This is a genomic window from Amycolatopsis ponsaeliensis, from assembly GCF_030182635.1.
Lineage (GTDB): Bacteria > Actinomycetota > Actinomycetes > Mycobacteriales > Pseudonocardiaceae > Amycolatopsis > Amycolatopsis ponsaeliensis.
The window spans coordinates 73,670-81,047 of record NZ_JAPZLD010000054.1 but is presented as its reverse complement, the minus strand read 5'-3'; the positions used below and the strand labels follow the sequence as shown (position 1 = coordinate 81,047).

The following is a 7,378-nucleotide window of genomic DNA, read 5'->3' as shown; positions in this document are numbered from 1 at the left end:
AGAAACAGGGTTCTAACCCTGTTTCTCACTCACGACCGGCCGTGCGCTCCAGCAGGGGGCGGACCCGCGGCGGCACCGGCGTCGACAAAGCGATCGACGTCGACGTCCGCTGGACGTCCGGGACCCCCACCACCTCGTCGATCACCCGCTGCAGGTCGTCGTTGCCCCGCGCCACCATGCGGACGAACAGGTCGCCCTGGCCGGTCGTCGCGTGGACCTCGCACACCTCGTCGATCGCGGCCAGGGCCTCCGCCACCTCTGCTCGACGACCCTGAGCGATCTCCAGCACCGCGAACGCCGTCAGGCCGTAGCCCATCGCCGCCAGGTCGAGCTCCGGCGGGAAGCCGCCGAGGATGCCGCGTTCGGTCAGGCGGTCCAGCCGCGCCTGGACCGTCCCGCGCGCGACGCCCAGCCGGCGGGCGCTCTCCAGCACCCCCAGCCGCGGGGAGTCCGTCAGCAACAACAGGAGCCGTGCGTCCAATGCGTCGAGGTTCTCCGACATTGCTCTCTCCCCTGCACAAGTTGTCCACGATGACAGCCGATGTCCGGCAGTCGCTGATCATATTGTCCAGCAAAAACTGAGTCCATTGCGCATCTTGCCTCACGGGGCGGATCCTTCGGGGTATGACCCAGACTGCCGAACCTCAGGGCGCGCTCGACGACGTCAGCTATGACCAGCTGCGTCAGCTCGTCGGGCTCGTCGACCACGACGCCTCGACCGACCCGTTCCCGGTCAAGGCCATGGACGCGGTGGTGTTCATCGCCGGCAACGCCACCCAGACCGCCTGGTACTACCAGATCGCGTTCGGGATGCAGCTCGTCGCGTACTCGGGACCCGAGACCGGCGACTTCGAGCGCAAGTCCTACGTCCTCAAGTCCGGCTCGGCCCGGTTCGTCATCACCGGCGGCGTGCGGCCGGACTCCCCGCTGCTCGACCACCACCGCAAGCACGGCGACGGCGTCATCGACCTGGCGCTCGAGACCACCGACGTCGACAAGTGCGTCGAGCACGCCCGCGCGCAGGGCGCGACCATCCTCGAGGAGCCGCACGACGTCTCCGACGAGCACGGCACCGTGCGCGTGGCCGCGATCGCGACTTACGGCGAAACCCGCCACTCGCTGGTCGACCGGTCGCGCTACACCGGCGTCTACCTGCCCGGTTACGAGCCGCGCGAGAGCACGATCAAGCGGCCGGAAGGCGCGCCGAAGCGGCTGTTCCAGGCCGTCGACCACTGCGTCGGCAACGTCGAGCTCGGCAAGATGGACTACTGGGTCGACTGGTACCACCGCGTCATGGGCTTCGTGAACATGGCGGAGTTCGTCGGCGACGACATCGCGACCGAGTACTCGGCGCTGATGAGCAAGGTCGTCTCGAACGGCAACCACCGGGTGAAGTTCCCGCTGAACGAGCCCGCCGTCGCGAAGAAGAAGTCGCAGATCGACGAGTACCTCGAGTTCTACGGCGGCGCCGGCTGCCAGCACATCGCGCTGGCCACCAACGACATCATCGCCACGGTCACCGCGATGCGCGCCGCCGGCGTCGAGTTCCTCGACACCCCGGACTCCTACTACGACGACCCCGAGCTGCGCGCCCGCATCGGCAACGTCCGCGTGTCGATCGAGACGCTCAAGGAGCACAGCATCCTGGTCGACCGCGACGAGGACGGCTACCTGCTGCAGATCTTCACGAAGCCGATCGGCGACCGCCCGACCGTCTTCTACGAGCTGATCGAGCGGCACGGCTCGCTGGGCTTCGGCAAGGGCAACTTCAAGGCCCTGTTCGAAGCGATCGAGCGTGAGCAGGAGCGCCGCGGCAACCTGTAGTTTCACGAAACGGCGAAGGCCACCATCGGGCACCTCCGGGTCCCCTATGGTGGCCTTTGGCGTGTTCCGGGAACCGACGGCTCCCCGGATCCGTCAGTGTGGAGAAGCAGAGAGAAGGGGCCGGGATGCCGGACAGCATCGACGCCAGCGACGCGATGATCGACAACTGGACCAAGCGGCTCGAGGAGAACGCCGCCCGGTACCAGGCGCTGGCCGATCGCATGCAGGGCCAGTCGGTCACCGAGCGGTCGAAGGACGGCACGGTCCAGGTGACCGTCGATTCGCGCGGCCTGCTGAAGAACCTCGTCATCGCCGAGACGGCGGCGGGCAAGCGGATGGCCGAGGTGTCGGCGCAGGTGATGCAGCTGGTTCAGCGCGCGCAGGCCCGGATCCCGGAGCTGCTGCAGCAGGCCATGACCGAGACCACCGGCACCGGCGACCAGGCCGCGGTGGAGATCGTCCGCGAGGCGCAGAGCACCTTCCCGGAACCGCCGCCGGAGCCCGAGCCCGCGTTCCCGGAGCCCGACCGCGTCCGCCGGTTCCTGCCGGAGGACAACGAGGAGCAGCCGCCACGGACTCCGCCGCCCGCGCCGCCGCAGCAGCCGCAACCGCCGCGGCGTCGTCGCCCGGTCGACGACGATGACGACGACTTCGGCGGGCCGATTCTTTCCTGAGGGGGAAACCGATGACGGATGTGGAACTCAGCACCGACCTGACGGCGCACGCGAAGCAGCTCGACGCCATCGGTGACGGGCTGCAGCAGGCCGTCGACGCGGCGAACCAGGTCAGCATGCCGACCGACGCGTACGGCATCCTCTGCCAGCCGTTCCGGATGCTGCTCGACCCGGTCGAGCAGTACGGGATCGACGCGCTCAAGGACGCCGTGCAGGCGATGACCGCCGTCTCCGGCAAGGTCCGCGAAGCCGCGGCGGCGTACCACAAGTACGAGGCCGGGGTGGCCGACGACCTGAACAAGTCCGCGGGCGGTGCGTGATGCCCGAGGGCAACCCGCTCGTCGTCGACGCCAAGCAGGACCCGGACGGGCCGGGCGCGTTCACCGCGGGCAACGGTGACTACGGCTGGGCCGGCGGCATCGGCCTCGCCGAGTCGTCGATGGACGCGTTCAACGGGATCAAGGACGGCGACTGGGTTTCCGGCGGGCTGGGCGTGCTCAGCCTGGCCGGGGAGATCGCGGGCGCCGCGATCGACCCGTTCGGCTACCTGATGTCGTCGGTGGCGTCGTTCCTGATGGAGCACATCCAGCCGCTGAAGGACATGCTCGACTCCGTCGCGGGCAACCCGCCGGTGATCCAGTCCTACGCCGACACCTGGGGCAACGTCTCGAAGACGCTGGGCGAGCGCAAGACCGACTTCGACAACGCGGTCAAGAACGGCACGGCCGGCTGGACCGGCCAGGGCGCCGACGCGTACCGCAAGTTCGCCGCCGAGCACAGCGACGCGCTGTCCGGCGCGGCGACGGTGGCCGGCGCGATCAGCACGGTCACGATGATCATGGGCCAGGTCGTCTCGTTCGTGCGCGAGACCGTGCGGCAGCTGATCGCGGATCTCGTCGGCAAGCTGATCGCCTGGGTGATGGAGGAGGTCTTCTCCCTCGGCTTCGGCACGCCGGTCGTGGTGGCGCAGGCGTCGGCCGCGATCGCCAAGTGGGGCAAGAAGATCGGCGAGCTGCTCAAGAAGCTCACCGACACGATCCGCAGGGTGTCGCCGCTGCTGTCGAAGCTGGTCGACATCTTCGAGAAGATCGCCAAGGTCTTCGGCAAGGTGCTGGGCAAGGTCAGCGGCCTGGACGGGTTGAAGGTCAAGGAAGGCGGCTTCGTCCACAAGGTCCCCAAGGGGGAGGGTGGCGGGGTCCACGCGCGCGGCCACGGTGGCGACGGCGAGGGTTCTTCCGGTGGCGACGGCGAAAGCTCGCACTCCGGCGACGGCGACAGTTCCCCGGACGGCGAGACGTCGTCGACCGACTCGGGCGATCCCGGTCACGCGGACGGGGATTCGCCGAGTTCCGACCCGATGAACACCGACTCGTCGGCGGATCCGGCCTCGCGGCGAAGTTCGAGCGGGGACGGTTCCCGTTCGCCGGACGGCTCACCGTCGCACGCCGGGGACGATTCCCCGTCGGCGAGTGGTGACGGCTCGCCGGACGGCAGCCCGTCTTCGGTGCGTTCGGACGGTTCGCCCTCGCACGCCGGGGACTCGAGCCCGTCGCACGCCGGCGACAGCACGCCTTCGCACGCGGGTGACGGCAGCCCCTCGTCGACTCGATCTCCTTCGCACGCAAGCGATTCGAGCCCGTCGCCGACTCGCGCCGGGGACAGCTCGCCGTCGCACGCGGGCGACAGCAGCCCCTCGCCCACCCGCGGCGCCGACAGCACTCCGTGCCATGCGGGCGACAGCAGCCCGTCGCCGACGCGTGGCGCGGACAGCACTCCGTCCCACGCCGGCGACGGCAGCCCGTCACCCACCCGCGCAGGCGACAACGCGCCTTCGCACGCAGGCGACAGCTCTCCGTCGCCCACTCGCGGCAGCGACAGCACGCCGTCCCACGCCGGCGACAGCAACCCCTCGCCGACCCGTGCGGGCGACAGCAGTCCCGCACCCACGCACTCCGGCTCGCCGAGCCATGCCGACGGGGGCAGCCCGGCGCACTCCGGCTCCTCGCCCGCCGCGCGGTCCGACGCGCCCGGCTCGCACGCCGGCACCGACACCCCGAGCAGCGCCGCACCTCCCCGAGCCGACGGCACCACCTCCGCCAGCGGCACCGCGCCGACCGCTCCGCGCACCGGCGACCCGGGCACGGTCCCGACGCCGCGCGGTGGGGACGGCGCCGCGTCCGGTGCCCCGGCTCAGGGTGGCGCGCCGATGATGGGCGGCGGCGGGATGCCGCCCGGTGGCGCACCCGGGGGCGGCGGTCTCGGCGGCGGCTCCCCGCGCACCGGTGGTGGCCCCGGCTGGACCGGCACCCCGGGCAGCCCGGGCGCGCACATCCCGCACGTCGACGCACCCGGGCGGCCACGCACCGGCGGCGACCTCCCCGAAGGGCGGCCGCGCCCCGGTGGCGACACCCCGCGCCCGCGCACGCCGGATGCGCCCGCACCCGCGGCTCGCGGCTACGGGCCCGGCACGCACGGCCCGGACACCCGTCCCGGCGGAACCGCCCCCGGCACCCGGCCCGGCGGTCCCGGGCACACCGGCCCCGGCGGCACGCACGGTCCCGACGGCCACGGCCCGCACGAGAACGCACCCCACGAAAACGGCCCGCACGACCCGGACGGCGGCGCCCCGCACCACGGCGACTCCGAGCCGCTGACCCCGGACGAGGTCAACGCGCGGCACTCGGAAAGCACGCCGTCGGGCAGCTCGTACCACGCCGGCGACCCCGACATGGGCGACCTGCCGCACCGCGTGCAACCCGACCCGGACGGCCGCTACACCGTCGACGTGCACGTCACGCCGGACGGCCACGCCCGCATCGGCGACCGGCTCTACACCCCCGAAGAGTTCGCGGACGTCCTGCGCCGCAACGCCGACTACGACGGCCGCCCGGTCCGCCTGATCGGCTGCGACGCGAGCTCGAACGACTTCGCGCACCGGCTTTCGCGCGAGCTCGACACCGAGGTCATGGCCCCGACGAAGCCGGCGTGGACCGACTCGCACGGCCGCGTCTTCTCGTCCGACTACGAAATCGGCCCGGACGGCCGGATGCGCCCGCGCATCCCGCCGGACGGCGAGTGGAACACCCACCACCCCGACGGCTCGACGCACGCGGCCGGCGACGACGGGTTCGCGCCGGACACCCGGCACCACGATCCGCACGACGTCGACGCGGACAGCGCGCGCCACCGCGGTGACGACGACAACCCCCGGCAGCGTGACGCCGCCGGGGCCGACGCCGACCCGGACAACCCCCGGCAACGCCAAGCGCCGCCGCCCGGCACCGACCCGGACGTCCCCGCCGACCGCAATCCCCTTTCGCGGCAACAGGAACACGACCTCACCGATCCGCACCGGCAGGCCGAGGTCCGGGCGAACCCGCAGCACGGCGCGGAATTCGACCCACCCGGGGGCGAGCACGTGCCGGTCGGGCCGGGCAGCACCCACCCGGACGCGCCCCGCGCGCCGCACGCCGGCGAGCGGTTCCCGAGCGACCAGCGGCTCGAGCCCCACCGCTCGTACCAGGTCGTCGACGCCGACGGGACGCCCCGCGGCACGTACCACACCGACGGCTCGGGCCGGGTCACGCACATCGAGACGTCGCACCCGAACGTGCCGCCGCGGCTGGCCGACGGCACCCCGAACCCGGCGTACCACCCGAACCCCGACGTCACCCACCCGCACCCGAACACCACCTACAAGGTCGACATCGACGGGCAGCACCAGACGTTCCACACCGACGCCGACGGCGTGCCGCACCCGTCGGTGCAGTTCCACCGCCCGGACTTCGAGGGCGATCCGGTCCGGATCGGCCCGGGTGACCCGCACTCGCCCGGCGCGCGGCAGTCGTTCGCGCAAGGCGGGCCGTACGAGCCGCACACCCGGTACGAGGTCGTCGACCAGAAGGGCGTCCCGCGCGGCACGTTCTACACCGACGCCGACGGCCACGTCCGCTGGGCGGAGGTCGAGTCCGGCCGGATCGCGCGGTCGAACCCGGACCTGAGGGGCATCGACAACCCGCGGCTCGTCCCGCCGGACGCCGAGGTCCACTTCCGGCAGCGGGTCGACCCGAACGCCGAGGTGCCGGAAGGCGTCGCGAACCCGGAACGGTTCCGCGGGGCGCAGCAGCACGACGTCCACGACCTGCCGAACAACCGGTCGTTCCTGGACTCGCAGCCGAAGAACCCGGACGGGTCCCCGAAGCTGGAGCCGAACTCCAAGTACGTCGTGCACGGCGAGTACAAGGTGGGCGAGGCGAAGATCGACCAGCCGCGGTCGGTGTACTGGACCGACGAGCACGGCCGGGTCGCGGTGGCCGAGACCTTCCGGCCGCACAGCCCGGACATGAACAACCCCGGGCCCAACATGGTCTACGACGTCGACAACGGCCGGTTCACCTACCAGACCGGCGCCGACGTCAACGGCAGGCCCGACACGGTGCACGGCAACTCGGACGTCCCGAAGACGGCCGACGAGTACGAGCTCCAGCGCCGCGACGGCACCGCGCAGGGCGTGTCGGGGCAGCAGGGCCCGGGCGGCGTCTACGACGGCGGGCACATCGCGGGCAACCAGTTCCGCGGGCCGGGCGAGCTGCTGAACATGATGTCCCAGTGGCGGCCGCAGAACCAGGGCTGGCCGGGCCAGGCCGGGCCCGATCACTGGTACGCGTTCGAGACCGACCTGGCCAACCACCTCAAGGCGGGCGGCAAGATCGACAGCATCGACGTGTTCCCCCTGCGCAACGCCGGTGATCATGTGCCGCACACGATCCAAGTACGGTGGGTCGAAGTGGGCCCGGACGGCGGGCCGATCGTCCACATGCGCAGTTTCCCCAACACGCCGGCCGCTCCGGGAGCGTCCTGATGCGCCCGGCCGCTGCACC

At 71.9% G+C, this 7,378-nt stretch carries 5 protein-coding genes; 4 read left to right on the top strand and 1 reads right to left on the bottom strand.

The window, feature by feature from the left end; genetic code table 11:
* Nucleotides 1-25 precede the first annotated feature (25 nt).
* Nucleotides 26-502 carry an Lrp/AsnC family transcriptional regulator gene (locus QQ657_RS47845; protein ID WP_284749084.1) on the bottom strand — a complete coding sequence of 159 codons (477 nt, stop codon included), beginning with the start codon at nt 500-502 and terminating at the stop codon, nt 26-28.
* A gap of 122 nt (nt 503-624) precedes the next feature.
* Between QQ657_RS47845 and hppD the strand changes: the two genes are divergently transcribed.
* From hppD to QQ657_RS47825, 4 genes are all read left to right on the top strand, one after another.
* Nucleotides 625-1,824, top strand: a complete 1,200-nt coding sequence (gene hppD, locus QQ657_RS47840) for a 4-hydroxyphenylpyruvate dioxygenase (RefSeq protein ID WP_284749083.1) — start codon at nt 625-627, stop codon at nt 1,822-1,824.
* A gap of 125 nt (nt 1,825-1,949) precedes the next feature.
* Nucleotides 1,950-2,498: a YbaB/EbfC family nucleoid-associated protein gene (locus QQ657_RS47835; RefSeq protein WP_284749082.1), complete on the top strand. Its 549-nt coding sequence runs from the start codon at nt 1,950-1,952 to the stop codon at nt 2,496-2,498.
* Nucleotides 2,499-2,509: 11 nt separating this feature from the next.
* On the top strand, nt 2,510-2,818 hold the full coding sequence (locus QQ657_RS47830; RefSeq protein WP_284749081.1) for a type VII secretion target: 309 nt from the start codon (nt 2,510-2,512) through the stop codon (nt 2,816-2,818).
* Nucleotides 2,818-7,359 carry a DUF8616 domain-containing protein gene (locus tag QQ657_RS47825; RefSeq protein ID WP_284749080.1) on the top strand — a complete coding sequence of 1,514 codons (4,542 nt, stop codon included), beginning with the start codon at nt 2,818-2,820 and terminating at the stop codon, nt 7,357-7,359. The genes QQ657_RS47830 and QQ657_RS47825 overlap by 1 nt, the downstream gene beginning before the upstream one ends.
* Nucleotides 7,360-7,378 lie beyond the last annotated feature (19 nt).

What these genes read in the sequence shown, in the direction of transcription:
- hppD (WP_284749083.1), top strand. Translation starts at nt 625, where the DNA reads ATGACCCAGACTGCCGAACCTCAGGGCGCGCTCGACGACGTCAGCTAT.
- QQ657_RS47845 (WP_284749084.1), bottom strand. Translation starts at nt 502, where the DNA reads ATGTCGGAGAACCTCGACGCATTGGACGCACGGCTCCTGTTGTTGCTG.
- QQ657_RS47830 (WP_284749081.1), top strand. Translation starts at nt 2,510, where the DNA reads ATGACGGATGTGGAACTCAGCACCGACCTGACGGCGCACGCGAAGCAG.
- QQ657_RS47825 (WP_284749080.1), top strand. Translation starts at nt 2,818, where the DNA reads ATGCCCGAGGGCAACCCGCTCGTCGTCGACGCCAAGCAGGACCCGGAC.
- QQ657_RS47835 (WP_284749082.1), top strand. Translation starts at nt 1,950, where the DNA reads ATGCCGGACAGCATCGACGCCAGCGACGCGATGATCGACAACTGGACC.